The following is a 25,480-nucleotide window of genomic DNA, read 5'->3' as shown; positions in this document are numbered from 1 at the left end:
GAAAACTCCCGCGGACTCTCAGGTTTCTCATAGGGTAGGAGCTACCCGACCACCGAAGCCCGCGGAGGCCTGCCATGCTCATGCCGTTCATCATCATCGGCAGCATCGGTCTTCTCGTGCTCGTGATCTCCCTCGTCGTGGGTGATGTGTTCGACCACTTCGAGATCGGCGAAGGCGCCCTCTCGGGCACGGCACTGGGCATCGCGGCCGTCGTCTTCGGCGCGAGCGGTGTGTTCACCACGTCGTCGGCGCTCGACGACGTGTGGGTGTACGTCATCGCCGCCGCGCTGGCCTTGGCGGCCTACGTCGTGGCGCTGCTGTTCATCCGCAAGCTCGCCGCCAGCTCCGACGGCGCCCCGGTCAACGCGGTCGGCCTCACCGGCGTCAGCCGCTCGCCCATCACGCCCGCCGGGGGCGAAGTCTCCCTCGACGGCCCGCAGGAGATCGAACGGCGTCTGGCGTATGCCGATGCCCCCATTCCCGAAGGCGTGCGCATCCGCGTCGTCGAGCACAGCGGCACGCGCGTCAAGGTCGTCGCCGACTAACCCCGCGGCGGTCGCCGCGATCCACGGAAGGAAACCCATGCCGGTCGACATCGTCCAGATCGCCGCCGTCCTCGCCCTCATCATCGCCGTCCTCGGACTGCTGACCTTCATCGCGCGCCGCATCCGCCGCGTGCCCCCGAACGAGGCGCTCATCATCGTCGGCCGCGGCGCCGGCAAGCCGGTGCCCGGCGAGGCGGTCGGACAGCGCGTCGTCATCGGCGGGCGCACGTTCGTCTGGCCGATCCTGCAGCAGGGCTTCCCCATCTCGCTCGAGCAGCGCCAGATCGGCATCACCGTCGAGGGCGTCGACAAGAACCGCATCAAGATCGCCATCAAGGCATCCATCAACTTCAAGGTGTCGGGCACCGAGGAGGGCGTGCGCCGCGCCGGCCAGCGCTTCCTCTCGCAGCAGGAGACCCTCACCGACATCATCCGGGAGTCGCTGGAGGGGTCGCTCCGCTCGATCATCGGCGACATGACGATCGAACAGATCATCTCCGACCGCAAGGGCCTGTCCGACCGGGTGGTCGCCGAGACGAAGGCCGACCTCGTCGAGCAGGGCCTGCAGGTGGACCTGCTCAACATCAGCGACATCTCCACCCCCGGCAGCGACTACCTCGCGAACCTCGGTCGCGCCGAGGCCGCCCGCGCCCGCCAGGTGGCGGAGGTCAGCGAGGCTGAAGCCTCGCGCGCCAGCGAGTTCGCCCGCATCGAGGCGGCCGAGCAGATCGCCGAGCGGCAGAAGGCGCTGAGCCTGCGCCAGGCGTCCATCAAGGCCGAGACCGACCGCGCCAACGCCGAGGCCGAGGCCGCCGGAACGTTCACGAAGGCCGAGCAGGACCGCCTCGTCGCGCAGCAGGAACGCGAGGCGCTCATCGAGCAGGCTCGCGTGACACAGGAGCGCCTCGACATCGAAGTGCGCAAGCCCGCCGAGGCCGAGGCGTACGCCGAGGTGCAGCGTGCCACGGCGCTCCGCGACGCCGCGAATGCCGCGACCGAAGCCGACGCCTACAAGCGCACGAAGACGGCCGAGGCGAACAAGGTCGCCGCCGTGCAAGATGCCGAGGCGTCCGCGACGTCGGTGCGCTTCGCCGGTGAGGCCGAGCGTGACAAGCAGGTGGCGCTGGCGGCCGGTATCCGTGCCGAGGGGGAGGCCCGCGCCGCGGCCATCCAGGCCGAGGGTGTCGCCGAGGCCGCCGCGACGGACGCGAAGGCCGAAGCGCTGAAGAAGTACGGCGAGGCCGCGCTCGCGCAGGAGATCATCTCGCGCCTGCCCGAGATCGTGCGCGCCGCGGCGGAGCCGATCAGCAACATCGACCAGCTCACCGTCATCTCCACCGACGGCGCCTCGGCGATCACCAAGACCGTCGGCACCGTGCTCGGCGAGGGGACCGAAGTGGTCAAGTCCCTCACCGGCCTCGACCTCGGCTCGATGCTGGCCGGCTTCGCCGGGGCGCGGGCAGCCGATGCCGCAGCGCCCGCCGGCGCCGCCGCTGCCGCCTCCGGCAACGGCTCACGCGCCGCGGCGAAGGGCGCCTGAGCCCGCAGCCGCGCACGCTGCGGACGCCACCTCTTCGGAGAACGCCGCGACCTCGGAGCTTCCCCCGCCTTGTGCTCCGAGGAAGCGGCGTTCTCCGACGTACCGGCGTTCTCCGAGGTACCGGCCGACGAGTGAGTGGATGCCGCGCGGCATCCGCGCACGCCGCGCACCCCGCTCTCACACGGGGGACGGGATGCCGCGGGGTTACGCGCCGCGCAGGCGCTCGCCCAGGTACGCCTCGAGGGATTCCAGCGGCACGCGCTCCTGCGCCATGGTGTCGCGGTCGCGCACCGTCACGGCGTTGTCGTCGAGCGAGTCGAAGTCGACCGTGACGCACAGCGGCGTGCCGACCTCGTCCTGGCGACGGTAGCGACGCCCGATGGCCCCGGCGTCGTCGAAGTCGATGTTCCAGCCGTTGCTGCGGAGGGTGTCGGCCACCTCGCGCGCCAGCGGCGACAGCCGCTCGTTGCGCGACAGCGGCAGCACGGCCACCTTCACCGGCGCGAGACGAGGGTCAAGGCGCAGCACGGTGCGGGTGTCCACGCCGCCCTTCGCGTTGGGCACCTCTTCTTCGTCGTAAGCGTCGACGAGGAACGCCATCATGGCCCGGGTGAGGCCGAACGACGGCTCGATGACGTACGGGATGTACTTCTCGCCGGTGGCCTGGTCGAAGTAGGTCAGCGACTGGCCGGACGCTTCGGAGTGGCTGCCCAGGTCGTAATCGGTGCGGTTGGCGACGCCCATGAGCTCGCCCCACTCCTTGCCGGTGAAGCCGAAGCGGTACTCGACGTCGATCGTGCCGGCGGAGTAGTGCGCGCGATCCTCCTGCGGCACGTCGAGCCGACGCATGTTGTCGGGGTTCACACCCAGGTCGACGAACCAGTCCCAGCACGCTTCGACCCAGTGCTCGAACCACTGATCCGCCTCGGCCGGCGGCGTGAAGAACTCGATCTCCATCTGCTCGAACTCGCGGGTGCGGAAGATGAAGTTACCGGGGGTGATCTCGTTGCGGAACGCCTTGCCGACCTGGCCGATGCCGAACGGCGGCTTCTTGCGTGACGCGGTGAGCACGTTGGAGAAGTTCACGAAGATGCCCTGCGCGGTCTCGGGACGCAGGAAATGCAGGCCCGACTCGTCGTCGACGACGCCGAGGTAGGTCTTCACGAGACCCGAGAACGCCTTCGGCTCGGTGTACTTGCCCTTCGTGCCGCAGTTGGGGCAGGGCACGTCGGCCAGCCCATTCTCGGCCGGGCGGCCCTTGCGGGACTCGAAGTCCTCGATGAGGTTGTCGGCGCGGAACCGCTTGTGGCACTGCAGGCACTCCACGAGCGGGTCGGTGAACGTGGCGACGTGGCCGGAGGCCTCCCACACGCGCTTGGGCAGGATGATGGAGGAGTCGAGCCCCACCATGTCGCCACGGCCGCGCACGAACGTCTGCCACCACTGCCGACGGATGTTCTCCTTCAGCTCGGTGCCCAGCGGCCCGTAGTCCCAGGCCGATCGGGATCCGCCGTAGATCTCACCCGCCTGGAAGACGAACCCGCGGTGGCGGGCCAGGGCGATGACTTTGTCGAGGCGGGACTGCTCGGCCACAGGTGGCTCCAAATGGTCGTGGTGCGGGCGCGGAGATCGCGGATGCCGCGAGGAGGCGGCATCCGTCGATTCTAGCCGGGGTGCGCTCGGAGCCTGCCCCGAGCCAGGGGCGTCAGCGGACGAACTGGATCGTCAGGGGGTAGCGGTACCACTGCCCCTGGCTCGCCTTGACGGCGGCGACGATCGAGAGCACGAGATCGAGGATTCCGACGGCGATCAGCACGAAGAACCCGATCAGCACGAACAGCAGGATGCTGCCGACGAGGATGCCGATGAGCACCGTCAGCTGGAAGTTGAGTGCCTGCGCCGTGTGCGCGCGCACGAACGGTCCGCGGTCGCGCAGGAGGAGGTAGGCGATGAGCGCCGGCACGAAGGAGAAGAAGAGACCGCCGATGTGCACGAGCGTCGCCCACATCTTCTCGTCTGCGGGGCTCATGGGCACGGGACCGTACGGCGCTCCGTACGGCGGCTGCGGGGGCGGGGGCATGGTCACGGGAACAGCCTACGGCGGCGCGACGACGTTTCGCGCGGGCATCCGCCGGCTCCCCACCTCACCCGAATCCGCACCACTGCGCCACCCACGCCAGGATCTGTCCACGCTGCTCGTCGCCGGCCGGCAGCTCGATGAGCCCGGCGGTGCCGTCGACGTCGACCCCGACCGTGATCACCGTGCCGCGTTTGTCCTCGAGCACGGCGTGCGGATCGCAGCGCAGCGGCCACAGCGGCACGTCGACGGATGCCGCGGGAGCGGTGGCGTCGACGTCGAGCCCCACGGCGAAGGGCGCCGGCGACCCGGCGGTGAACTGCAGCAGGTTGGTCGGGTGCACCTCGACGATGCGCAGCGCCCCGTCGCCGCCCGCGGGCGCGATGCGCAGTCGCAGCGTGGCCGGGGCGCCGGCGGCGGAGGGGACGAACTGCTCCCATGTCAGGTCGGCGACGGCCGCGGCGTCCTGGGCGAGGCACTCCTTCTCATGCAGGCGCGCCGTGAAGCCCAGCGGGTCGTCCGCGGTGACGCGGTGCACGGTGTCGTCGCGCATCGTGAGGACCACGACGCTCTCGCGCGCGCCGGTATCGGGCTCGCCGTCGCACACCGACGGCGGCAGGTCGATGCGCAGGTCGACCGTGCGGCCGGCGGCGATGGTGCTGTCACGGTCGCGCACCGCGGGGCCGTCGAACCAGTCGTCGCGCAGCTCGACGCGGGTGATCTCGAGGTCGCGGTCGGTGTCGTTGGCCACCCGCACCTGGGCTGTGCGGTCGGCGGCATCCGACCGCAGCTGCTGCAGTGTCGCCGTGACGCCGTCGGGGAGCGCGGGCGTCGGCGCGGGCGTCGGCGCGCACCCCGCGAGCGCAGTGAGACCGGCGAGCGCGAGGGTCGCGTACCCGGCCCGCGCACAACGTCGCCATTTCGTCGCGACATCCGCCCATTTCGCCCGTTTCAGCCCGCCGTGCTGCCGGATCAGCGACGTTGTGCGCACGGCGACCGCCCCACCTACCGCCGCAGCATCTCGCGGGCGACGGTGAAGTCCTCCAGCGCCGCCGGATCGATCTCGATCCCGATGCCGGGACCGGTCGGCACGCGCACGTGCCCGTCTTCGAGCACGATCGGCTCGGTCACGATGTCACGGGGGTAGAAGCGGTCCGAGGCCGAGACGTCTCCCGGCAGGGTGAAGCCGGGGAGGGCGGCCAGCGCCGCGTTGGCGGCGCGACCGATGCCGGTCTCGAGCATGCCGCCGCACCACACCGGGATGTCCGCCGCGCGGCAGAGGTCATGGATCGCGACCGCCTCGAGGTAGCCACCGACCCGGCCCGCCTTGATGTTGATGACGGATGCCGCACCCAGCGCCCGCGCGTCCTGCGCGGCCTTGAGCGACACGATCGACTCATCCAGGCACAGCGGGGTGCGCAGCCGCCCCGCGAGCACGGCATGGTCGACGAGGTCGTCCTCCTGCAGCGGCTGCTCGATGAGCAGCAGGTCGAACCGGTCGAGCTCGATGAGGGTGTCGACGTCGGCGAGCGTGTACGCCGAGTTCGCATCGACCTGCAACGGGATCCCGCCGAACGCCTCACGCACGGCGGCGGTGTCGGCGATGTCGCGACCGGGTTTGATCTTGATCTTGATGCGCACGTAGCCGGCGTCGAGGTACTCCGCGACGGCTCCCACGAGGGCGGCCGGATCCTGCTGGATCCCCACCGAGACACCGCTGGGCACCCGATCGGTCACGGCGCCGAGATATGCGCCCAGCGGCCGCCCCTCGCTGCGGAGAGCCGCGTCGAGCACGGCGAGTTCGAGGCCCGCCTTGGCCATGCGGTGCCCCTTGAACGGTTCGAGGATGCCGGCGACCTCCTCGGGCGCGATCCTGCCGCGATCCAGGAGCGCGGGGCCCAGCCACCGCAGCGCCGCGTCCCAGGCACCCTGGGTGTACTCGCTGGAGTACAGCGGCGCCTGCTGCGTCACGATCTCACCCCACCCGTCGCCGTCGGCGGTCACCGCCCGCACGACGATCACCTCGCGCTCGTACTCGGTGCCGAACGAGGTCGCGAAGGGGGCGACGAGCGGCATCCGCAGCACCCGCAGTTCGAGACCTTCCAGGGCGACCGATGCCGCGGGCGTGGTGATGGGCATGCGCTCAGGCTAGCGGCGGCCGGGGCCGCGGCGTCAGGCCCGCACGAACAGGTACCCGCGGGCGTCGTCGAAGCCACCGACGACGAGTCCGCCGGCCAGGTGCTCGGCGAACTCGGCACGCACGCGGGTGCGCCAGGCCGCCGCTTCCGCCGGCGACGTCGACCGCAGCGACTCGATGTCCCGGGGCACCGCGACGGTCGCTGCGACGGCATCGGATGCCGGAGGCGCGGCGGGGGCGGCGAGCGCCCACGACACCATGAGCCGGTCGCTCTCATCGCCGCGGTTGATGACGTCGTCCATCGGCCCGTACTGGTTGGGCAGGTACTCGCTCACCCGCGCGCCCAGCACGACGAGGTTGAAGTGGGCGTTGCGGGCGATGAGCGGGTCGAAGGTCCAGGTGATGTGACCGACGTCGCGCGTGAACGCCCACGCCCGCTGGTGCTGCTTCAGCAGGCGCCCGAGCCCGGTGCCGCGGTACTCGGTCAGCACCCCGGTCACGTGCGAGTGCATCGACCGCTCGGCGGGCGCGGCGAAGAACGCCACCGACGCCCCGATGATGCGGTCGCCGTCGTACAGGCCCACGGCATAGTTGCCGGAGTGCGCGAGCGCGCGCAGCAGATTCGGCGGCATGCCGCTGTAGTCCCCGCCCCAGACTTCGGCCAGCACGTCCGCCGCAGCGAACACCTCGTCGAGGGTCTCGAGTGGGCGGATCCCGATGCCGGGAGGCGCGGTGAGGTCGTCGAGGTCGGCCATGTCCTCACCCTACGACTCACGCCGACCCCCTGCCGCGCGGCGGTAGCCTGGCCCGATGGTCGGACGGGACGAGGACGCACGCAGACGCCTCACCCGCATGCCGCGACAGGGTGCGATCGTCGCGGTGCTGGCCATCGCGGGCCTGGCCTCGTCGTTCATGTTCACCCTCGTGGTGCCGATCCAGGCGAAGCTTCCCGAGCTGCTCGACGCGAGCCGCGACGACACCGCGTGGGTGGTGACCGCGACGCTGCTGGCCGCCGCGGTGGTCACCCCCATCGCGGGGCGGCTGGGCGACATGTACGGTAAACGCCGCATCGTGCTGGTGCTGCTGGCGGTGCTGGTGCTCGGCTCGGTGATCGCGGCGCTGTCCACGGGCATCGTGGGGGTCATCATCGGCCGGGCGCTGCAGGGCGCCGTCACCGGTGTCGTGCCGCTGGCGATCTCGATCCTGCGCGACGTGCTGCACGAAGACCGGGTGGATGCCGCGATCGCCCTCATCAGCGCGACGATGGGCGTGGGCGGTGCTCTCGGCATGCCGCTGAGCGCGCTGGTGACGCAGTACAGCGACTGGCACGCCCTGTTCTGGATGGCCGCCGTCATGGGCGTCGTCGTCTTCGGTCTCGTGCTGTGGATCATCCCGGTGAGCGTGCTGCGCACCGCCGGTCGGTTCGACTACCTCGGCGCCGCGGGTCTCGCGATCGGCCTCACCGGCGTGCTGCTGGCGGTCTCGCGCGGCAACGAGTGGGGCTGGACATCGCCCGCCGTGCTGGCGTGCGGTCTCGGCGGTCTCGCGGTGCTGCTGGTGTGGGGCTGGTTCGAGCTGCGCATCGCGGAGCCGCTGCTGGACCTGCGGGTCGCCGCCCGCCGCCCCGTGCTGCTGACCAACATCGCCTCGCTCGCGATGGGGTTCTCACTGTTCGCCTCCAACGTCGCCTACCCGCAGCTGCTGGAGCTTCCGGCCCCGGCGGGCTTCGGCCTGTCACTGCTGGCCGCCAGCCTCGTGATCGCCCCGGCGGGCTTGGTGATGATGGTGCTCTCGCCGTACTCCGGGCGCCTGGCGCGCACGGTCGGACCCCGGCTGCTGCTGATCCTCGGCGCCATCGCGCTGATCGTCGCCTACGGCTTCACGCTGCTGCTGTCGAGCGAGGTGTGGCACATCCTCGTGGCGAACCTGCTCGTGGGTGTCGGCATCGGATTCGGGTACGCCGCCATGCCCATGCTCATCATGCGCAGCGTCCCGCAGAGCGAGACCGGTGCCTCGAACGGACTCAACGCGCTCTTCCGGTCGCTGGGCACCAGCACAGCCGCCGCCGTCATCGGCGCGGTGCTGGCGAGCATGTCCACCACGCAGGCCGGCGCGCAGGTTCCGACGGCGGAGGCATTCGACGTCGCCTTCCTCCTCGGTGGCGGCGCAGCGATCGTCGCACTGGTCCTCGCAGCGTTCATCCCGCAGCGCCCCGCGCGCGAACCCCATCCCTCACTCAGGCGCTGAGGTTTACCCTTGTCCGCATGAGCGCGAACGAACCTGAGCAGGTGCCGGTCGGCCCACCCACCGGTCCGATCGACGCCGCCGCGGCCGGCACCGCAGACCGCGACACCCGGTTCTTCGGACAGCCGTGGGCGCTGGCCCATGTGTTCGGGGTGGAGATGTGGGAGCGCTTCAGCTTCTACGGCATGCAGGGCATCCTGCTCATCTACCTGTACTACTCCGTCGCCGAGGGCGGCCTCGGCATGGACCGCGCGGTCGCCGCGGGCATCGTCGGCGCGTACGGCGGCAGCGTCTACCTCTCCACGATCCTCGGTGCCTGGATCGCCGACCGCATCCTCGGATCCGAACGCGTGCTGTTCTACAGCGCGATCGTCATCGTCGCCGGCCACATCGCCCTCGCCCTCCTCCCCGGCTTCGTCGGCGTCACGGTCGGTCTGATCCTGGTCGCCCTGGGCTCGGGCGGTCTGAAGGCGAACGCGACGAGCGTCGTGGGCACGCTCTACCGGCAGGACGATCCGCGCCGGGATGCCGGTTTCTCGCTCTTCTACCTCGGCATCAACCTGGGGGCGCTGCTCGGTCCCCTCCTGACGGGCCTGCTGCAGTCCACCCTCGGCTTCCACTGGGGCTTCGGGCTCGCCGCCCTCGGCATGACGCTGGGCCTCGTGCAGTACTCGTTCGGCCGCAAATCGCTGCCCGACGCGGCGCGGCACGTCCCGAACCCCCTCCCCCGCAACCGCTACCCCCTGTTCGCCGGCATCGCGGTGGCAGGCGTCGCGGTCATCGCGCTGCTGGTCGCGGACGGGACCATCCGTCCCGAGAACCTGTCGCTCATCGTCATCTACGTCACCATCGCCGCGACCATCGCTTACTTCGTCGTCATCCTCTCCAGCCGACACATCGACGCGACCGAGCGCAGCCGGGTGTGGGCATTCGTGCCGCTGTTCATCACCTCGGTGGCGTTCTGGTCGCTGTACCAGCAGCAGTTCACGGTCGTCACGATCTATGCCGACGTGCGGTTGGACCGCGACCTCTTCGGCTGGGAGATGCCGGTGTCGTGGGTGCAGTCGATCAACCCGATCTTCATCATCGTGCTCTCGGGTGTCTTCGCCTGGCTGTGGACGAAACTCGGCAGCCGCCAGCCATCGACGCCGGTGAAATTCGGTCTGGGCGTGATGATCATGGGGGCGGCTTTCCTGCTGTTCCTCCCCTTCGCCGGCGGCGGGCCCAGCTCCACACCGCTCATCGCACTCTCCGGCATCCTGCTGGTCTTCACGATCGCCGAGCTGCTGATCTCGCCCGTGGGGCTGTCGGTGACGACGAAGCTCGCCCCGGAGCACTTCCACACGCAGATGGTCGCGCTGTTCTTCCTGTCGGTCGCGCTCGGCACCGCGATCTCGGGCCTGTTGGCGGAGTACTACGACCCCGAGAACGAAGTCCCCTACTTCACGACGCTCGGGTTGATCGCGATCGGGGTGGGCATCATGCTGCTGGTGTTCGTCAAGCCCGTGCTGCGGCTCATGAGGGGCGTGCGCTGAGGCGACCGGGGGGATGCCGGTGCACGCGGCATCCGGTCGGACACGGCAGAATCGGAGCATGACCGCGCACGTCCCGACTCTGCTCCCCGCCCACGCCTGTCTGATCGTGCACGGCGAGGACCAGCCGGGCATCGTTGCGGCCGTCTCGGCGATGATCACGCGCATCGGTGGCAACATCGTCGCGTTCGACCAGTACTCCGACAACCCCGAGGGCGGAGCGTACTTCCAGCGGGTCGTCTTCCACCGCCCCGGCTTCGCCGCCGACCGCCCCGCGATCGAGGCGGAGGTCGCCCACACGCTCGGCGGCTTCGACCTGCAGTGGTCGCTCACCGACCAGTCGGTGCCCAAGCGCATGGCGATCCTGTCGTCCAAGCAGGACCACTGCCTGCTCGACCTGCTGTGGCGGCACCGCCGGGGCGATCTGCCGGTCACGGTGCCCATGGTCGTGTCCAACCACACCACCTCGGCCGAGGACGTGCGCTCGTTCGGGGTGCCGTTCTTCCACGTGCCCTCCACCCCCGGTCCCGACAAGTCGGAGTCCGAGGCGAAGATCCTCGAGCTTCTGGTCGGCAACGTCGATTTCGTCGTGCTGGCCCGCTACATGCAGATCCTGTCGGCCGATTTCCTCGAGAAGCTCGGGGTGCCGGTGATCAACATCCACCACTCGTTCCTGCCCGCCTTCATCGGCGCCGAACCGTACAAGAAGGCCAAGGAGCGGGGCGTGAAGCTCATCGGCGCGACGAGCCACTACGTCACGACCGACCTCGACGAGGGTCCGATCATCGAGCAGGACACCATCCGCGTGACCCACGCCGACACGACGAGCGAACTCGCCCGCCGCGGTGCCGACGTGGAACGTCAGGTGCTGTCCCGCGCCGTGCTGTGGCACGCGCAGGACCGCGTGATCCGCCACGGCAACCACACGATCGTCTTCTGACGACGGCGCGCCGGGGGTGCTCCGGCGCGCTCCGGGGCGGGCGGCGGACTCCGGGGCGGGATGCCACCGGAGACCGCCGCGATCCGCCGGTCTCAGTGCGCCAGCGAGGCGAGCACGTCGGGGTCGAGGGTCGCGATGGCCCGGGTGTCCTGGAACGCCCGCACACCGTCGATGCCCTGCTCGCGCCCGAACCCGGAGTGCTTCATGCCACCGAAGGGCGCCCGCAGGTCAAGGCGCGTCGCGCCGTGGTCGTTGATCCAGACGTAGCCGCACACCAGCTGCGTGGCCACGCGCTGTGCGGCATCCGTCGACGCCGTCCACACCGACCCGCCCAGGCCCGCCCAGGTGTCGTTGGCCAGGCGCACGGCCTCTGACTCGTCGTCGAACGACAGCACCGGGATGACCGGGCCGAACTGCTCCTCGGTCACGATCCGCAGCGACGGGTCGGGGTCGACGACGATCGCGGGGCGCACGAAGTTGCCGCCCGCGAGATCGCCGCCCGGCAGTTCACCGAACTCGCGCACGTCGGCGCCGGCGTCTTTCGCCTCGCGGATGAGTTCGTCGACGAAGGCCTTCTGCGCCGGCTGGTGCAGCGGCCCCATCGTCGTGCCGTCGTCGAGGCCGTAGCCCAGGCGCACCCGTTCGAGGCGCGCGGCGAGGCCTGCCACCAGTTCGTCACGGCGGGAGCGGTGCACGAAGATGCGCTTGGCGTTCATGCAGATCTGGCCGGTGGTGTCGTAGATCGCCGCGAACAGGCGATCGAGGTGCACGTCATCCAGCGTGGCATCGGCGAGCACGATCGCCGCGTCGTTGCCACCGAGTTCGAGGGTCACCCGGGTGAGCGTCGGCGCCGCGAGCTGCATGATGCGCGTGCCGCCGGCTACCGAGCCGGTGAAGCAGACCTTCGCGACGTCCCGGTGCTGGATGAGGTCGGCCATGTCCGCGTCGGCGCCTGTCACGACGTTGAGCACGCCCGGCGGCAGCTTCTCGGCGACGCGCTGCACGAGCCGGGTGGTCGCGAGCGGTGCCGAGGGCGGCGGCTTGACGATGGCGGTGTTGCCGGCGAGCAGGGCGTGCGGCAGCGCGGCGCCGAGGATCGCGATCGGCCAGTTGAACGGCACGATGACCGTGACGACACCGAGCGGCTGGTAGGCGATCTCGGTCGACACCGGGATCGCTCCAGGCACGGGGTCGAGCGTGCGGGTGCGGGCCACCTCGTCGGCGAGCATGAGGGCGAGGTTCCAGCGGATCTCGAACACGAGCGCATCGACCCACGCCTCCCCGCGCACCTTGCCGTTCTCCTGCGACAGGATCGCGGCGTCGGTGTCGCGCTCGTCCGCGATGCCGGCGACGGCCTCGGCCATCTGCGCCGCGCGCTCCTGGGGGGTCAGCGCCGCCCACGCGGGGAACGCGGCCGCGGCCGCCTGCACCGCAGCGGCGACGTCGTCGGCGGATGCCGCGGCGGCCGTGCCCACCACGACCCCCGGCTTGGCGGGGTCGGCAACAGTCAGCACCCGGTCGGTGAACCGCTCCTCACCCCCGATGTACAGTCCTGTCCGCACTGCAGTGGCGTTCGCCGTCTCGCTCATGATCCCTGTCTTCCTCGCCGGTCGTTCCTGCTCAGCCCCAGACGCTGCGGGCGATCTCGACGACCGACCGCACCTTGGCCCACTGCTGGTCCTCGGTGAGCGTGTTGCCCTCCTCGGTGGAGGCGAACCCGCACTGCGGGCTCAGCGCCAGTTGCGCGAGGGGTGCGTGCCGCGCGGCCTCGTCGATGCGGCGACGCACCTCGTCGGCATCCTCGAGCTCGCCGGACTTCGTCGTGATGAGTCCGAGCACGACTTTCTTCTCCCCCTCGGGCAGGAAGCGGAGCGGTTCGAAGCCGCCCGCCCGGTCGGAGTCGTATTCGAGGAAGTAGCCGTCGTAGCCGGTGTTGCCCAGCAGCTGCTCGGCGACCGGCTCGTAGCCGCCGGAAGAGATCCAGGTGGAACGGAAGTTGCCGCGACAGACGTGCGTGGTGACGGTGAGGTCGGCGGGCTTGCCGTCGAGGATGCGGTTGAGCAGGTCGGCGTAGCGTTCGGCGATGCCGTCGGTGTCGATGCCGCGCCCGCGCGCCTTGGCGAGCTCGACGTCGGAACACAGGTACGCCCACGCGGTGTCGTCGAACTGCAGGTAGCGGGCGCCGGCCGCGTAGAAGGCCGTGAGCGCGTCGCGGTAGGTCTGCACCAGGTCGTCGGTGATGGCGGCCCGGCCGCCGTAGACGGCGGCGTCGATGTGGTCGGGCTCGAGGCGGAAGTCCAGCACGGTGGGCGCCGGAATCGTGAACTTCGGCGTCGCCCCGGTGGCGGCGGCGTCTTGCTGCAGCGCACGGAAGTGATCGAGGAACGGGTGGTCGGCGGGGAAGCCGATGGGCCCGGAGATCTCGATGCCGCGGGGCTTGGTCTGCACCCCCTGGAACTGGATGCCGTGATCGAGCTCGACGATGCCGACGCCGTTCAGCAGACCGAAGAAGTCGAAGTGCCACCACGAGCGTCGCAACTCGCCGTCGGTGGCGACCTGCAGTCCGCTGTCGTGCTGCCGCTGCACGAGCGTCGCGATCGCGGTGTCTTCGACCTCTCGCAGCTCGGCATCGCTCAGCGCGCCCTCGCCGTGTCGACGGCGCGCGTCGGCGAGGGGGTCGGGACGAAGGAAGCTGCCGACGATATCGGCTCGGAACGGCGGGCGTGCAGTCATACCCCGATGCTATTGGCGGCGCTCGGCCACCCGATCGCCCGCCGCCCCGATCCGTAACGTGGCGCAACGGAGCGTCATGTGACGTGCCCGGCCGCGCGCCCGCGCGCTCGCGCGCCCGCGCCGCCGCGCCGCCGCGCCGCCGCGCCGCCGCGATCCGGCGATAAACCACATTCCGGCTCGGAAACCACGCACCGCGGGGTGTTTCACCCGGGAAGTGGTTTCTCGGCGATGGGGGCCGGTCAGGCCAGCTGCCGCACCAGCTGGGCGGGGGCGGTGACGCGGAACGAGGCGTCGATGAGCTCGGCGATCTCGTCCCATGCGGCATCCGCCAGATCGATGCCGAGCCACCCCGACGCGCCGAGGTAGGCGGGGACGAAGAAACGGGCATCCTGGCGCAGCGCCGGGGCGTCGTCGGGATCGGGGCGCACCATGATCGCCTGGTCGTGCGCAAGCCAGTCGCCGGGGCCGCGGCGCTCCCCGCCGCCGAAGTAGCAGAACGTGCGCACGGTGTAGAAGTTCGGTCGGCCGTGGCTGATGCGCTCCTGGGCGCCGGGGTAGGCCAGGCACACCACCCGCACCCGCTCCAGCGCCGGGTCGTCGGGGTCGAACATCACGGGATGCGCCATGCCGACATCATGCCGCGCCAGGTGCCGGCGAGAAACCACATGCCGGCTCGGAAACCACGCATCGCGCGGTGTCTCAGCCGAGAAGTGGTTTCTCGGTGGCTGACGGCGGCGGGGCGGGGCGGGGCGGGGCGGGTCAGTACACGTATTCCATCAGCTCGACCCCGAGCGTGCGGAAGGCGTCGTGCACGCGCAGCCGGTGCGCGATGGAGAGGTCGTCGAAGGCGACCAGCAGCGCGTACGAGACGCCCGCGCGCGGCCCCGCCAGCACACCGGCCTCGGCGCGGATGCCGTCGCCGCGCCCGGTCTTGTTGACGAACAGCAGCCCGTGGGCGTCTTCCTCGTGCGCGAAGGGGTCAAGGCCCGTGGCGGATGCCACGAGCGTGAGGTCGACGTTGAGGCTCAGCCACTCCGAGACCTGGGCACTCACCGCGGGCGACACGGCCTGCGCGTTGACGAGCGACGAGAACAGCGCCGCGAACTCGCGCGCGGTGCCGAGCGCGACATGCGGGGCGTCGTCGGGTCCGCGTTCGTTGCGGAATCCGTCGAGCAGCGCGGTCTCGTCCAGTCCCAGCGCCTCGAGCCGGGAGCGCACCGCGTCGAGACCGACCCTGCCCAGCAGCGCGTTGGCGGCCAGCGCGTCACCGGCGCCCGAGGCGAGCACCGCGAGGTCGGCCAGGGGCAGCGCCGGCGCCTTCAGATGCTGCCAGATGCCGGACACCGCGACGGCGGGCAGCTGCTCGCGGTCGATGATCTCCAGCGGATCCAACCGTCCCTCTTCGAACGCCGCCGCCGTCTCGATGAGCAGCGGCACGATGCCGAGCCCCGCGACGGGGAGGGTTTCGTGATCGTCGCCGACGATGACCGTGTCACCGGTGTCGAGGTCGTCCACGCGGATCGACACCCGCGCCCCGGAGGCGGCGAGTTCGTCGAGCGCCTTCCAGGTTGCGCTGAACGACCGACGTGCGGCAGCCGCCCGACGGGGCCGACGGCGACCACCGCGCGACTGCGTCTTCTCACTGCTGCGTAGCGGCTCGGGGGTGCCCACGCGCGTCCTTCCACTGGAGAGCGAAGCGCTCACACCGATGGTACGTCCGGTGCGAGTACCGGTGGTTACCAGATGGTTACGCGTTGCTCCGGCGCCAGCCACAGCGCGTCACCCTCGGTGACGTCGAAGGCGTCGTAGAACGCGTCTATGTTGCGCACGATCTGGTTGCAGCGGAACTCGTTGGGCGCGTGCGGGTCGATCGTCAGGAGTCGGATCGTCTCGGCATCGCGGCCCTTCTGCTGCCAGATCTGCGCCCAGCTCAACAGCAGACGCTGGATGCCGGTGAAGCCGTCGATCACGGGCGCGTCGACGGGAACACCCTCCAGGTCCGCCCCGCGCGACAGCGCGTAGGCCTTCAGCGCGATGCCGAGACCGCCCAGGTCGCCGATGTTCTCGCCGATCGTGAGCGCACCGTTGACGTGGTGGTCGGGTGCCAGCCCTTCGGGCACGAGCTGGTCGTACTGGGCGATGAGGTTCTGCGTGCGCTCTTCGAAGGCGGCGCGGTCGGCGTCGGCCCACCAGTCCCGCAGCGACCCGTCGCCGTCGAACCGGCTGCCCTGGTCATCGAAGCCGTGGCCGATCTCGTGCCCGATCACCGCGCCGATGCCGCCGTAGTTGGCCGCGGCATCCCGCTCGGCGTCGAAGAACGGATACTGCAGGATCGCGGCGGGGAACACGATCTCGTTCATGAGCGGGTTGTAGTAGGCGTTGACGGTCTGCGGCGTCATGAACCACTCGTCGCGGTCGACCGGCTTGCCCACGCGGGCCAGCTGACGGTCGTGCTCCCACACGTGCGCGCGGCGCACGTTGCCAACCAGGTCCGTGGGGTCGATCTCGAGGGTGGCGTAGTCCTTCCACTTCACCGGGTAGCCGATCTTGGGCGTGAAGGCGTCGAGCTTCGCCAGGGCCCGCTCGCGCGTCTCGGGGCTCATCCACTCGAGGCCCGAGATGGACTGCCGGTAGGCCTCGACGAGGTGGGCGACCAGCTCGTCCATGGCGATCTTCGCCTGCGGCGGGAAGTGCCGTTCGACGTAGACCTTGCCGACCGCTTCGCCGAGGGCCGCTTCGACCAGGCCGACCCCGCGCTTCCAGCGCTCGCGGTTCACCGGGACGCCGGTGAGCTGCGTGCCGTAGAAGGAGAAGTTCTCGTCGACGAAGTCGTCGGAGAGGAACGCGGCCATGCCGTGCACAATGTGGAAGCGTAGCCACGCCTTCCAGTCCTCGAGCCGCTCGGGCACGAGGAGCGTGCCGAGGCCCTCGAGGTACGATGGCTGGTTGACGTTGACCTCGGCGAACGCCTCGCGGTGGCCGGGTGCCAGGGCGTCCAGCCACGGGTCGAGGTCGACGCCCACGAGCGAGAGGACGTCCTCCCAGGACATCAGGTTGTAGGTGGCGACGGCGTCGCGGTTGCGCACGTTGTCCCAGTGGTGTCCGGCGAGCTCGGTCTCCAGCGCCACGACGCGATCGGCCTGGTCTGCGGCATCCGCCACACCGGCGAGCTCGAGGATGCGCTGCACGTGCGCGCGGTGCGCGGTGCGCGTGGCGGCGAAGTTGTCGAGCCGGTAGTAGCTCTCGTCGGGGAGAGAGAGGCCGCTCTGCACCGAGAAGGGCACGTAGCGCTGCGGGTTGCCGGGGTCGGGCTCGATGTACAGGCCGATGAACCCGCCCACGCCGTCGCGTTCGAGGCGTCCGACGGTCGCCAGCAGCTCGGGGATCGTCGTGACCGCGTCGACCTGCTCCAGCAGCGGCTGCAGCGGTTCGGCACCGAGCGCGGCGATGCGCTCGGTGTCCATGAAGCTCGTGTACAGGTCGCCGATCTTGCGCGATTCGGTGCCGGGTTCGGCATCCTGCGCCTCCTCGACGATCGCGCGGACGTCCTTTTCGGCCTGCTCCGCGATGAGGTGGAACGAGCCCCAGCGCGCCTTGTCGTCCGGGATCTCGGTGCGCTCCAGCCACGAGCCGTTGACGTAGCGGAAGAGGTCGTCCTGGGGGCGGATGTCGGTGCTCAGCTCATCGAGCGCGATACCGGAACGGAGAGCGTCGGTCATACCTTCCAGGATATGCGCCGTCACCGACACGGCGCCAAGGATGCCGGGTGGGCATCCGCCCCGCCGAGCGCGTCGGTGCGCGCCTCTAGGCTCGACGGGTGAGCACGCCCGACCCCCTCAACCGCGACATCCTGCGGCTGGCCGTACCGGCGCTGGGCGCGCTGGTGGCCGAGCCGATGTTCCTCATCGTGGACGCCGCGCTCGTGGGTCACCTCGGCGTCGTGCCGCTGGCAGGGCTCGGTATCGCCAGCGCCGTGCTGCAGACGATCGTCGGGCTCATGGTGTTCCTCGCCTACGCGACGACCCCGGCCGTCGCACGCCGCTTCGGCGCGGGCGAGTTCTCCTCGGCGGTGCGGGCGGGGATCGACGGACTGTGGCTGGCACTGGGGCTGGGCTCGGTGCTCGCGCTGGTCGGGTCGCTGGCGACACCCGGCATCGTGTCGCTGTTCGGCGCGTCGACCGAGGTGACCGAGCAGGCGCAGATCTATCTCGGCATCTCGATGTGGGGGCTGCCGGCCATGCTCATCGTCTTCGCCGCGACCGGACTGCTGCGCGGCATGCAGGACACCGTCACGCCGCTGTGGATCGCCGGGCTCGGGTTCGCGGCCAACGCGCTGCTCAACGCGCTGTTCATCTATGGGTTCGGGTGGGGCATCGCCGGCTCCGCGGTGGGCACGGTCCTCGCCCAGTGGGGCATGGTCGCCGCCTACGCCGTCATGGTCGGCCGGCTGGCCCACCGCCACGCGGCATCCGTACTGCCGCAGCGCGAGGGTGTGCGCGGGTCGGCGCGGTCGGGCGGGTGGCTGTTCCTGCGCACGGTGTCGCTGCGGGCGGCGCTGCTGGCGACGGTCGCGGTGGCGACGATGCTCGGCACCGACGAACTGGCCGGCTGGCAGATCGCGTTCACGCTCTTCTCCACCGCCGCCTTCGCGCTCGACGCCCTCGCGATCGCGGCGCAAGCACTCATCGGCAAAGGGCTGGGGGCGGGCGACGAGGCCGGCGTGCGACGCGTGCTGCGGCGCACTGTCGCGTGGGGAGCCTGGTTCGGTGTGGTCGTGGGAGCGATCGTGGCGGCGACGTCGGGGGTGATGGGGCTCGTGTTCACCGGCGACGCGTCGGTCGCCGCGCTCGTGCAGCCGGCACTGCTGGTGCTCGCGATCGCGCAGCCGGTGTGCGGCGTGGTGTTCGTGCTCGACGGGGTGCTCATGGGTGCCGGCGACGCCCGCTACCTCGCCCTCGCGGGTGCGCTCAACCTCGTGCCGTTCGTGCCGGCACTCGTACTCATCGCGGTGCTGCACCCGACGGGCGCCGCCGGCCTCGCCTGGCTCGCGGCCGCGTTCTTCGGCGTCTACATGCTCGCCCGGCTGCTCACCCTCGGCTGGCGGGTGCGTCGGCCGGAGTGGGTCACCGTCGGCGGCTGATCACGCCCAGCGGCGGCACCACTCGTACATGACCACCGCGGCGGCGGCGCTGGCGTTGATCGAGCGGGTGGAGCCGTACTGGGCGATCTCGACCACGCCGTGGGCGGCGGCGAGCGCCTCGGGCGAGAGGCCCGGTCCCTCCTGGCCGAACAGCAGCACGCAGCGCTCGGCGAGCTCGGCCCGGTCGACGGGGACCGACCCCGGCACATTGTCGACCGCGATGATGGGCAGCTCCTCGGCGGCGGCCCACGCCGCGAACGCGGCGACATCCTCGTGGTGGCGCACGTGCTGGTAGCGGTCGGTGACCATCGCGCCGCGGCGGTTCCAGCGACGCTTGCCGATGATGTGCACCTCGGCAGCGGCGAACGCGTTGGCGCTGCGCACGATCGAGCCGATGTTCATGTCGTGCTGCCAGTTCTCGATGGCGACGTGGAACGGATGCCGCTTCGCGTCGAGATCGGCGACGATCGCCGCCATCGTCCAGTAGCGGTAGCCGTCGACGACGTTGCGGCGGTCGCCGTGCGCGAGCAGCTCGGGGTCGTAGCGGGGGTCGTCGGGCCAGGCATCCGGTCCCCCGGGCCAGGGCCCGACCCCGTACGGAAGGGTCGGCTCCGCCTCGTCGACGGCGGGCGCGGGCGCGGATTCGGTCACCGAACCAGGCTAACCACCCCGCGCCGTCGCCTTGCCTGCCGCCGACCCGCCGGCCCGCCGAGGCCGCCGAGGCCGCGCCGCCGAGGCCGCGCCGCGCCGCGCCGTGCCGCGCCGTGCCGCCGAGGCCGAGCCGCTGTCGGAATTCAGGCTGCGGGCGCCCCCGACGGGCCGCGCGGGCACCCGCCCCCACCACAGCCTGAATTCCGACGGGTGCGCCGCCGACCGACGACACGGACCCCACTTTTCGGCGCACCGAAATATCTGCTAACTTTTCGGCATGCCGAAAACCGCCTCCTCCGAGCCCCAGCCTGCGCTCGCACCGGCGCGGCGCGGGCCCGCCGCCACGCGGCTGGCGTGGCTGCTGGGACCGGCGATCGTCGCGGGCGTCGCCTATCTCGACCCCGGCAACGTCGCCAGCAACATGACCGCAGGCGCCCGCTACGGCTACCTGCTGGTGTGGGTCGTCGTGATCGGCAACGTGATGGCGTGGCTCATCCAGTACCTCTCCGCCAAGCTCGGCATCGTCACCGGTCAGAGCCTTCCCGAAGTCCTCGGGCAGCGCCTGCGCAACCCGTGGGGTCGCCGGGCGTACTGGCTGCAGGCCGAGCTCGTGGCGATGGCCACCGACATCGCCGAGGTCATCGGCGGCGCCGTGGCCCTGCACCTGCTGTTCGGCATCCCCCTGGTGTGGGGCGGCGTGATCACCGGCGTCGTGTCGATCGGCCTGCTGCTGTTGCAGTCCCGTCGCGGCCCGCGGGCCTTCGAGTTCGTCATCGCGGGACTCGTGCTCATCATCGCGATCGGTTTCGTCTTCGGCGTCTTCGTCGTCCCGCCCGACCCCGCCGGTGTCGTGGGCGGTCTCGTCCCCCGTTTCGAGGGCGCCGACTCGGTGCTGCTGGCCGCCTCGATCCTCGGCGCCACGATCATGCCGCACGCCATCTACGCCCACTCCGCACTCAGCCGCGACCGCTTCGCCCCCACCACGGGGGCGGATGCCGGCACGCTCGACGACCGCCGCGGCATCACCGCCGCTCGTCTCCTGCGCGCCACGAAGTGGGACGTCACCATCGCGATGGCCGTCGCCGGCACCGTGAACCTCTGCATCCTGCTGCTGGCCGCCGCCGCACTGGCGGGCGTACCGGGCACCGACAGCCTCGAGGGCGCGTACGCCGCCCTGCGCGACGGCATCGGTCCGCTCGTGGCCACGCTGTTCGCGGTGGGGCTGCTGGCCAGCGGCCTGGCCAGCACCGCCGTCGGCGCCTATGCGGGAGCCGAGATCATGCACGGGCTGCTGCATGTGCGCGTGCCGCTGATCCTGCGGCGCCTGGTCACCCTGATCCCGGCGCTAGTGGTGCTCGCGATCGGCTTCGACCCCACTCTCGCGCTCATCCTCAGCCAGGTGGTGCTGTCGTTCGGCATCCCGTTCGCGCTCGTGCCGCTGGTCACCCTCACCGCCAGGCGCGATGTGCTCGGTGCGCACCGCAACCGGGCCTGGACGACGATCGCGGGGGTCGCGGCATCCGTGTTCCTCATCGCGCTCAACGCGCTGCTGCTCTGGCTCGTCCTCACGGGGGCCTGAGGCGCCCCGGTAGCCTGGAACGGTGCCCGCTTCCCCCACCGCCGTCGACGATTACCTCAAGACGATCTACCACCACACCGAGTGGCAGGCGGAGCCCGTGACACCCTCGCGACTGGCATCCGAGCTGGGGCTCGCACCGTCGAGCGTCACCGAGATGGTGCAGAAGCTCGCCGCGCAGGGGCTGGTGACGCACCGCCCGTACGGGCCGGTCGCGCTGACGGCGGCGGGACGGCGCCGGGCGGCCGCGGTGATCCGCCGGCATCGCCTGGTGGAGACGTGGCTCGTACGCGAGTTCGGCTACGCGTGGGACGAGGTGCACGACGAGGCCGAGGTGCTCGAGCACACGATCAGCGACCGGCTGCTGGAGGGCATCGCGGCCCGGCTCGGCCACCCGCGGTTCGACCCGCACGGCGACGCGATCCCCGATGCCGACGGCGAGGTGCACCGCGAGCCGTTCGTGCTGCTGGCCAGCGCCCCCGCGGGGCACAGCGGACGCGTGCTGCGCGTGAGCGACCGCGACGCCGCCCTGCTGCGCGCGTGCGAGGATGCCGGCATCGACGTGGGCCACACGATCACGGTGATCGGTGGCGGCCACGTCTCGATCGACGGTGCTCCGCCTGTAGGACTGCCCGAAGGCGCGCCCGAGGCGATCTGGATCACCGCCTGAGCTGAGGTCAGCCCCGCCAGCGTCGCTTCGCGCGCGCGGACTTCTCGAACGGCCAGGCCACGCGTGTCGCCGTCTGGCAGAAGTCCCACAGGCGGGCGCCACGCTCGGGATCGGTCGTGATCTTCGGCGGGTTCGCGCGGCGCGGGGCGCCGAGGGTCACCAGGCCCGGACCCCAGAACGATCCGCTCTCCGCGGCGGGGTCGGCGAGCGCCCGCACGAGCGGCCAGGCGCCGCGTTCCTTCGACTGCGCGAACGCGGCCTGGATGCTGTCGGTGAAGCGCGTGCCGCGGCTGGGCTCGTTGACCCCGAGGATGCCACGGGTGCGGCCGCTCGTGGAGTAGCCGGGGTGGGCCACGACGCTGCCGGCCGGCACGCCGGCGGCCCGCAGCCTGCGGTCGGCCTCGAAGCCCAGCGACGCCGTCATGACCTTCGACTGCACGTACGCGCGCCACGGGGTGTAGTCGGTCTCGAGTTCAGGGTCGATGGGATCGTACTTCCACAGGTTCGTGGCGACGCTGCCCACCCACACCATGCGGCCACCCGCGGCGGCGAGCGCCGGCAGCAGCTCGCCGGCGAGCGCGAAGTGGCCGAGCACGTTGCTGGCGAGCACCATCTCGTGCCGGTCCGCGGTGAGCTGCCGGGTCTTGGGCGGGTGCACGACGCCCGCGTTCAGCAGCAGACCGTCCAGACCCCGTCGCCCGCGGGCGGTGGCGGCGGCAGCGCGCACCGAGCCGAGATTGCTGGTGTCCAGCAGCAGGGTCTCCACGGTGCCGGGCGTGGCATCCGCAAGGTTGCGCAACAGCGCGGTGCGGGCGGCGGCGAGACGGTTGGGGTTGCGTCCCGTCATCACGACGTGGGCGCCCGCGCCGGCCAGCTGCAGGGCGGAGAAGAACCCCAGGCCCTTGTTCGTTCCGGTGATCAGGTAGCGGCGTCCCGAGAGGTCGGGAAGCCGTTCGGGGTCCCAGTCGTCTGCGCGTCGTGCCACTCTCCCGACATTAGAGCCACCGGGCGCCGATAGGCTGGCCACATGCGGACCCGCGCCGACATCGACTGCTGGCTGACCGACATGGACGGCGTGCTCGTCCATGAGAACCGCCCCATCCCGGGGGCGGCGGAGTTGCTCGCGCAATGGCGCGACACCGGAACGCCGTTCCTCGTGCTGACGAACAACCCGATCTTCACGCCCCGCGACCTCAGCGCGCGACTGCGCGCGTCGGGCCTGGACGTGCCGGAGGAGCGGATCTTCACCTCGGCGATGGCCACCGCCGATTTCCTGCACTCGCAGCTGCCCGGCGGCACCGCGTTCGTCATCGGCGAGGCCGGGCTCACCACGGCGCTGCACGAGGCCGGCTACATCATGACCGAGACGCAGCCGGACTACGTCGTGGTGGGCGAGACGCGGCAGTACTCGTTCGAGGCGATCACCAAGGCGATCCGCTTCATCAACAACGGGGCGCGGTTCATCATCACCAACCCCGATTCCACGGGCCCCACGCCACACGGCGTCGTCCCCGCGACAGGCGCGTTCGCCGCGCTCATCACGAAGGCCACCGGGCGCGAGCCCTACGTCGTCGGCAAGCCGAACCCCATGATGTTCCGCTCCGCACTCAACCGCATCGGCGCGCATTCGGAGTCCACCGGCATGATCGGCGACCGCATGGACACCGACGTGGTCGCCGCGATCGAGGCGGGGCTGCACTCGGTACTCGTTCTCACCGGCATCAGCGATCGCAGCGAGATCGAGCGCCACCCGTTCCGCCCCGACGAGATCCTCGACTCGGTCGCGGATCTCGTCAGCGCCGAGCCCATCGAGACCGAGCTGCCCGAGGTGCTGTGATGGGTGTGCTCGACGAGGCAGCGACCCTGCACGCGGTGGATGCCGCGGCCTGGCGGGCCTGGCTCGAAGAGCACCACGCCACCACCCCCGGCGTCTGGCTGCTGCGCCCCCGGGCGGGAGTGGCACTGGAGGCGGTCAGCTACGACGACGCCGTGCGCCAGGCGCTGTGCTTCGGGTGGGTCGACGGCACCGTGCGTCCGTTCGACGACGAGCGCAACGGCCAGTGGTTCGCCCCCCGGCGACCCGGCAGCGGCTGGGCGGCGACGAACAAGGTGCGGGTGGCGGAGCTGGAGGCATCCGGGGAGATGACCGCCGCCGGCCGCCGCGTGATCGACGCCGCCAAGGCCTCGGGTGCGTGGGAGATGTTCGACGGCCCCGAAGCGGACATCGAGCCGGCGGAGTTGACGGCCGCGCTCGACGCGGTGCCCGCGGCCCGCGCGAACTGGGATGCCTTTCCCCGCTCGGCGCGCAAGTACGCCCTCACGCAGATCGCGATGGCGAAGCGGCCCGAGACGAAGGCAGCGCGCATCGCGAAGATCGTCGCCGACTCGGCGGAGGGGAAGCGCCCGTGAACCAGTTCGAACAGACCCTGCTGCTGGTGTCGGTGGCGGCGATGACGGCGACGACCCTTGTGATCGTCGTGGTGCAGTACTTCCGTGGGCGCGGGCGCGGGAACTGACATGGCGATCGTGCTGGGCGTGACGGGCCTGCTGGTGCTGCTGGTGGCGCTCATGATCTTCGTGCGATCCTCGCGCCAGGCGACCGCTGCGGGTGCGACGACCAACCGTCGCTCCGTGCTGGTGCTGACGCTGCTCGGACTGCTGCTGGCTCTGGCGTCGCAGCTGCCGATCTTCCAGGCCTGACCCGCCGGCGCTCGGCGCGGTCCGCGACGCCCGGGCGCAGACGCGGCGGGCGCGCGGTCCGCGGGGGGCGTGCGCGACACGCGGCATCCCATCGCCACAACTTCGGAGAACGGCCGTACTTCGGAGCGGATCGGGCCATCGCCTCCGAAGAACCGGCGATCGCCGACGAACCGGCGAAGAGGTGACCCGGCCAGACGGCGGGAACGCGCCAGCGGCAGCGACAGCGCCGGCGGCCCCGCCGGCTACTGCGGCTGCAGGCCCAGGTCGTCGAGGTCGATGGCGGCGAGCCACTGCAGACCGGCGGCCTCCACCGCGGCCTGCGCCCCGGTCTTGCGGTCGACGATCACGGCGACGGCGATCGGCTCCGCGCCCTCCCGGCGCAGCGCCTCGACGGCCTTGAGCGCGGACTGTCCCGTGGTGGAGGTGTCCTCGACCACGACGACGCGCTTGCCGACGACGTCGGCTCCCTCGACCTGCCGGCCGCGGCCGTGGTCCTTGGGCTCCTTGCGCACGACGAACGCATCCAGCGGCGTGCCCGCGTGCACGGACTCGTGCATCACCGCGTTGGCGATCGGGTCGGCACCGAGGGTGAGTCCGCCGACGGCGACGACGCCGTCGAGGTCGCGCACGAGATCGAGCATGATGCGGCCGATCGCGGGGGCCGCGCGGTGGTCGAGGGTGAGCTTGCGCATGTCGACGTAATAGGTGGCCTTCGCTCCGCTCGAGAGGGTGAAGTCGCCGTGGAAGACCGCTTCCTCCTTGATCAGGGCGATGAGGTTCTGGCGGTCGGCTTCGAGGGCGGGCGTGGAGGCGACGGTCATGGCTCCGAGTCTACGGATGCCGCCGAGCGGGCATTCGCGGTGCGTGCTCGCCACACCGTCCGGACACGGTTTTGCACGCCCTCCCCGCGACGCCGGTGTCGTCAGCGCGTCCTATAGTCGGGATCGACAGTCCAGACCCGGCGGCGTCCGCGAGATCCGCCTCGAGCACAGGAG

General features: G+C 71.0%; 24 protein-coding genes. 11 read left to right on the top strand and 13 right to left on the bottom strand.

Annotation, left to right across the window (positions count from 1 at the left end):
• The first annotated feature begins 74 nt into the window (after positions 1 to 74).
• Both H9651_RS07900 and H9651_RS07895 read left to right on the top strand, forming a co-directional pair.
• Positions 75 to 545: an NfeD family protein gene (locus tag H9651_RS07900; RefSeq protein ID WP_191718748.1), complete on the top strand. Its 471-nt coding sequence runs from the start codon at positions 75 to 77 to the stop codon at positions 543 to 545.
• A gap of 37 nt (positions 546 to 582) precedes the next feature.
• The gene (locus H9651_RS07895; protein WP_191718747.1) at positions 583 to 2,085 is read left to right on the top strand and encodes a flotillin family protein; all 1,503 of its coding nucleotides are present in this window, start codon (positions 583 to 585) and stop codon (positions 2,083 to 2,085) included.
• A gap of 204 nt (positions 2,086 to 2,289) precedes the next feature.
• On the opposite strand, the gene H9651_RS07890 is transcribed toward H9651_RS07895, so the two are convergent.
• From H9651_RS07890 to H9651_RS07870, 5 genes are all read right to left on the bottom strand, one after another.
• Complete coding sequence (locus tag H9651_RS07890; protein ID WP_191718746.1) at positions 2,290 to 3,678, bottom strand: glycine--tRNA ligase; 1,389 nt, start codon at positions 3,676 to 3,678, stop codon at positions 2,290 to 2,292.
• A 112-nt stretch (positions 3,679 to 3,790) separates the two neighbouring features.
• Positions 3,791 to 4,165: a DUF4870 domain-containing protein gene (locus H9651_RS07885; protein WP_225216556.1), complete on the bottom strand. Its 375-nt coding sequence runs from the start codon at positions 4,163 to 4,165 to the stop codon at positions 3,791 to 3,793.
• 64 nt (positions 4,166 to 4,229) lie between these two features.
• Positions 4,230 to 5,153, bottom strand: a complete 924-nt coding sequence (locus H9651_RS07880) for a hypothetical protein (protein ID WP_191718745.1) — start codon at positions 5,151 to 5,153, stop codon at positions 4,230 to 4,232.
• 14 nt (positions 5,154 to 5,167) lie between these two features.
• A complete protein-coding gene (gene menC / locus H9651_RS07875) occupies positions 5,168 to 6,301 on the bottom strand; it encodes an o-succinylbenzoate synthase (protein WP_191718744.1) in 1,134 nt (377 codons plus the stop codon).
• A 33-nt stretch (positions 6,302 to 6,334) separates the two neighbouring features.
• Complete coding sequence (locus H9651_RS07870) at positions 6,335 to 7,054, bottom strand: GNAT family N-acetyltransferase (RefSeq protein WP_191718743.1); 720 nt, start codon at positions 7,052 to 7,054, stop codon at positions 6,335 to 6,337.
• Positions 7,055 to 7,151: 97 nt separating this feature from the next.
• Here H9651_RS07870 and H9651_RS07865 point away from each other — a divergent pair, with 97 nt between their 5' ends.
• From H9651_RS07865 to purU, 3 genes are read left to right on the top strand one after another with little or no spacing between them, the layout of a single operon-like run.
• Complete coding sequence (locus H9651_RS07865) at positions 7,152 to 8,546, top strand: MFS transporter (RefSeq protein WP_191718961.1); 1,395 nt, start codon at positions 7,152 to 7,154, stop codon at positions 8,544 to 8,546.
• Positions 8,547 to 8,563: 17 nt separating this feature from the next.
• Positions 8,564 to 10,078 carry a peptide MFS transporter gene (locus H9651_RS07860; protein ID WP_191718742.1) on the top strand — a complete coding sequence of 505 codons (1,515 nt, stop codon included), beginning with the start codon at positions 8,564 to 8,566 and terminating at the stop codon, positions 10,076 to 10,078.
• Positions 10,079 to 10,136: 58 nt separating this feature from the next.
• Positions 10,137 to 11,015 (top strand): formyltetrahydrofolate deformylase, encoded by an 879-nt coding sequence (gene purU, locus H9651_RS07855; protein ID WP_191718741.1) that lies wholly within the window; start codon positions 10,137 to 10,139, stop codon positions 11,013 to 11,015.
• A 92-nt stretch (positions 11,016 to 11,107) separates the two neighbouring features.
• Here purU and H9651_RS07850 read toward each other — a convergent pair whose 3' ends face one another.
• The 5 genes from H9651_RS07850 to H9651_RS07830 all read right to left on the bottom strand — a co-directional run bounded on the left by H9651_RS07850 (position 11,108) and on the right by H9651_RS07830 (position 17,467).
• Positions 11,108 to 12,604 (bottom strand): aldehyde dehydrogenase family protein, encoded by a 1,497-nt coding sequence (locus H9651_RS07850; RefSeq protein ID WP_191718740.1) that lies wholly within the window; start codon positions 12,602 to 12,604, stop codon positions 11,108 to 11,110.
• Between the two features lie 31 nt (positions 12,605 to 12,635).
• On the bottom strand, positions 12,636 to 13,748 hold the full coding sequence (locus H9651_RS07845) for a 5-methyltetrahydropteroyltriglutamate--homocysteine S-methyltransferase (protein ID WP_191718739.1): 1,113 nt from the start codon (positions 13,746 to 13,748) through the stop codon (positions 12,636 to 12,638).
• 239 nt (positions 13,749 to 13,987) lie between these two features.
• Positions 13,988 to 14,374, bottom strand: a complete 387-nt coding sequence (locus H9651_RS07840; protein ID WP_191718738.1) for an MmcQ/YjbR family DNA-binding protein — start codon at positions 14,372 to 14,374, stop codon at positions 13,988 to 13,990.
• A gap of 133 nt (positions 14,375 to 14,507) precedes the next feature.
• Positions 14,508 to 15,419 (bottom strand): serine hydrolase, encoded by a 912-nt coding sequence (locus H9651_RS07835; RefSeq protein ID WP_191718960.1) that lies wholly within the window; start codon positions 15,417 to 15,419, stop codon positions 14,508 to 14,510.
• Between the two features lie 65 nt (positions 15,420 to 15,484).
• Complete coding sequence (locus H9651_RS07830; RefSeq protein ID WP_191718737.1) at positions 15,485 to 17,467, bottom strand: M13 family metallopeptidase; 1,983 nt, start codon at positions 17,465 to 17,467, stop codon at positions 15,485 to 15,487.
• Positions 17,468 to 17,565: 98 nt separating this feature from the next.
• Here H9651_RS07830 and H9651_RS07825 point away from each other — a divergent pair, with 98 nt between their 5' ends.
• Positions 17,566 to 18,888 (top strand): MATE family efflux transporter, encoded by a 1,323-nt coding sequence (locus H9651_RS07825; protein ID WP_191718736.1) that lies wholly within the window; start codon positions 17,566 to 17,568, stop codon positions 18,886 to 18,888.
• On the opposite strand, the gene H9651_RS07820 is transcribed toward H9651_RS07825, so the two are convergent.
• A complete protein-coding gene (locus tag H9651_RS07820) occupies positions 18,889 to 19,539 on the bottom strand; it encodes a TrmH family RNA methyltransferase (protein ID WP_191718735.1) in 651 nt (216 codons plus the stop codon).
• A 277-nt stretch (positions 19,540 to 19,816) separates the two neighbouring features.
• On the opposite strand from H9651_RS07820, the gene H9651_RS07815 reads away from it, so the two are divergent.
• Both H9651_RS07815 and H9651_RS07810 read left to right on the top strand, forming a co-directional pair.
• The gene (locus tag H9651_RS07815) at positions 19,817 to 21,118 is read left to right on the top strand and encodes an Nramp family divalent metal transporter (RefSeq protein ID WP_191718734.1); all 1,302 of its coding nucleotides are present in this window, start codon (positions 19,817 to 19,819) and stop codon (positions 21,116 to 21,118) included.
• Positions 21,119 to 21,140: 22 nt separating this feature from the next.
• Complete coding sequence (locus tag H9651_RS07810; RefSeq protein WP_191718733.1) at positions 21,141 to 21,785, top strand: metal-dependent transcriptional regulator; 645 nt, start codon at positions 21,141 to 21,143, stop codon at positions 21,783 to 21,785.
• Between the two features lie 7 nt (positions 21,786 to 21,792).
• On the opposite strand, the gene H9651_RS07805 is transcribed toward H9651_RS07810, so the two are convergent.
• Entirely contained in the window at positions 21,793 to 22,770 is a 978-nt protein-coding gene (locus H9651_RS07805) for an SDR family NAD(P)-dependent oxidoreductase (RefSeq protein ID WP_318244804.1), read from the bottom strand.
• Positions 22,771 to 22,812: 42 nt separating this feature from the next.
• On the opposite strand from H9651_RS07805, the gene H9651_RS07800 reads away from it, so the two are divergent.
• The 3 genes from H9651_RS07800 (at position 22,813) to H9651_RS07790 (ending at position 24,485) form a co-directional block, all read left to right on the top strand.
• A complete protein-coding gene (locus H9651_RS07800) occupies positions 22,813 to 23,622 on the top strand; it encodes an HAD-IIA family hydrolase (protein WP_191718731.1) in 810 nt (269 codons plus the stop codon).
• Entirely contained in the window at positions 23,622 to 24,194 is a 573-nt protein-coding gene (locus H9651_RS07795; RefSeq protein WP_191718730.1) for a YdeI/OmpD-associated family protein, read from the top strand. Before H9651_RS07800 ends, H9651_RS07795 begins: the two co-directional genes overlap by 1 nt.
• A 108-nt stretch (positions 24,195 to 24,302) precedes the next feature.
• Complete coding sequence (locus tag H9651_RS07790; RefSeq protein WP_191718729.1) at positions 24,303 to 24,485, top strand: hypothetical protein; 183 nt, start codon at positions 24,303 to 24,305, stop codon at positions 24,483 to 24,485.
• A 242-nt stretch (positions 24,486 to 24,727) separates the two neighbouring features.
• Here the strand turns inward: H9651_RS07790 and pyrE are convergent, their stop codons facing one another.
• Positions 24,728 to 25,306: an orotate phosphoribosyltransferase gene (gene pyrE / locus H9651_RS07785; protein WP_191718728.1), complete on the bottom strand. Its 579-nt coding sequence runs from the start codon at positions 25,304 to 25,306 to the stop codon at positions 24,728 to 24,730.
• Positions 25,307 to 25,480 lie beyond the last annotated feature (174 nt).

The organism is Microbacterium pullorum (assembly GCF_014836535.1).
Classification (GTDB): domain Bacteria; phylum Actinomycetota; class Actinomycetes; order Actinomycetales; family Microbacteriaceae; genus Microbacterium; species Microbacterium pullorum.
This window is presented reverse-complemented; position numbering and strand designations above follow the sequence as displayed.